Here is a 1651-nt window from a genome sequence, read left to right as displayed (position 1 = left end):
GCGGCATTGCCTCGCTTCTGGAAAATTCCTGCCATTCTGAAACCGACCCCATTCCGGACATAAGCCAAGGGCGATCATTTCTGAGTGCCGAGCGGCCGCGCTATGACAAAGCGCGACCGCATTTTGCTGTTCGGCAGAAGCACCGTCTGCTCAACAACTCGCAGCGGTTCGTTCGAGAACTGGTTCGAGTTATAGTGGATTGGCTGTGGGGCTTGCCCCCCTCTCAGCTCCAGCTTTCGATCCCACAAAGAGCGCGACCTGAAGTCGTCCTGACCTTCTGTGCTAATTTGCCAGTAATAGCCGCTATTGGGCTTCAGGAACCGAGGGTCACTCATTGCTTGTTTAAGGAAAACCTCGCCATCAGGGCCGACTTCAGCCGAGGCAATCAAGGCGAGAAGGGCAGCATCAAGCTGCGCATCATATTCGCTTATCAGATCGCCGATTGCGACCGGATCAACTGTTTCAGCGTCTGCGGACGGTTGCATTGCGAGCGCGAGCACGGCGGCTGCAAGAAGTGTCATTGCGATTCCTCCAATCATCAACTTTCGATTGGACAATGACTGAGAAACTGAAGGTGGAGCGTGAAGGTCCGGCGGATAGGCTACTGTTTGATCGGACTGCTCTGCATCACGCAGAAGCAGAGCAGCATCGAGAGACGACGTAGTTCCAAGTTTGATCCTGGCAATCTTCAATCGCTTCTCGACTGCATGGTGCGTGATCTGCAGATCAGCCGCGATCTGCTTGGCCGATTTGTGCTGCAGCCATAGCCGCAGGCAAATCTTCTCGCGCTCGGTCAATGTCGTTATGCGCTCATCGGTTTCCATCACACAGACCATAGGTTCTGTAATGCGAGATCGAAAGTACGGTCCACTTGTACTGACGGCAGAAATCCACCCACGACCGGCCGTGCGCCGGACCCGCGAGCGATCCCGAAAGCGGCACGGCGGCTTGACCCCGGTCGCGAAAAATTCCTGACCTTCAGCAACCGACCCCTGTGTGGACGTTCGCTTCGCAAGAAAAAGCGTGTCATACTAAGAGTGCAGCCAGCGCTTACAGGGCTTGCTTTAGTCGAAGGAGCACCGCCGATATGCATGTGCCGAAATGGGCAATCGCTCTGAACCTTGTAGCGCTATTGCTACTTGGAGCATGGGCTTTGGCGCTATCGTTCGGCAAGAACCCATTGCCTTGGCCCGATCCCGGTTCGCGCATCTTCGCAGCATCTTCGCCAGAAGCTAAGGCTGCAATCGTCGAATTGTTGTCTAGGCACGGAGTCGAAGAACGTTTCGAAGTGAATTCAAGCGGTATCCTGCGATCGATCATGTGGGACGGCACAATCGTCAATTACTCCCCGACCGCGTTCACACAGAAAGTCGGGAACGCGAGTTCCGCAATCGGGCTCGTCTCGGACGAACCGCTGATCAGCGCACAGAACGCCGCAGAATTCCTTCGGTCCAAAGGTTTCAAGGCCAAAGTGATCGAAAGTGCTGAGCCGGGCATGCCAGTTCACTTCGTGATAACCGACGCCATGTTGGGAACCGCACTAAACTTCAGACCACCAGTGACGCAGATGCCATCCCCGGATTAAGGCGAACGGCAGGAATCCACCCACAAACAGTCATGAGCGGGGCCGACGCGCGATCCCGAAAGCAGA

Annotated in this window: 2 protein-coding genes; one reads left to right on the top strand and one right to left on the bottom strand. The window is 55.5% G+C overall.

Going from position 1 to position 1651, the window contains the following annotated elements; translation table 11 throughout:
- Positions 1 to 74: 74 nt before the first annotated feature.
- Entirely contained in the window at positions 75 to 824 is a 750-nt protein-coding gene (locus IP79_RS14760) for a helix-turn-helix transcriptional regulator (RefSeq protein ID WP_054120079.1), read from the bottom strand.
- A 263-nt stretch (positions 825 to 1087) separates the two neighbouring features.
- Between IP79_RS14760 and IP79_RS15595 the strand changes: the two genes are divergently transcribed.
- Positions 1088 to 1585 carry a hypothetical protein gene (locus IP79_RS15595; RefSeq protein ID WP_156318363.1) on the top strand — a complete coding sequence of 166 codons (498 nt, stop codon included), beginning with the start codon at positions 1088 to 1090 and terminating at the stop codon, positions 1583 to 1585.
- Positions 1586 to 1651 lie beyond the last annotated feature (66 nt).

This window comes from Porphyrobacter sp. AAP60 (genome assembly GCF_001296025.1).
In the GTDB taxonomy this organism is placed as follows: domain Bacteria; phylum Pseudomonadota; class Alphaproteobacteria; order Sphingomonadales; family Sphingomonadaceae; genus Erythrobacter.
The sequence above is the reverse complement of the archived record's forward strand: the minus strand, read 5'-3'. Positions and strand labels throughout refer to the sequence as shown.

Bases quoted from the DNA above. Each gene is read 5' to 3' on its own strand.
- IP79_RS15595 (WP_156318363.1), top strand. From the start codon at position 1,088: ATGCATGTGCCGAAATGGGCAATCGCTCTGAACCTTGTAGCGCTATTG.
- IP79_RS14760 (WP_054120079.1), bottom strand. From the start codon at position 824: ATGGAAACCGATGAGCGCATAACGACATTGACCGAGCGCGAGAAGATT.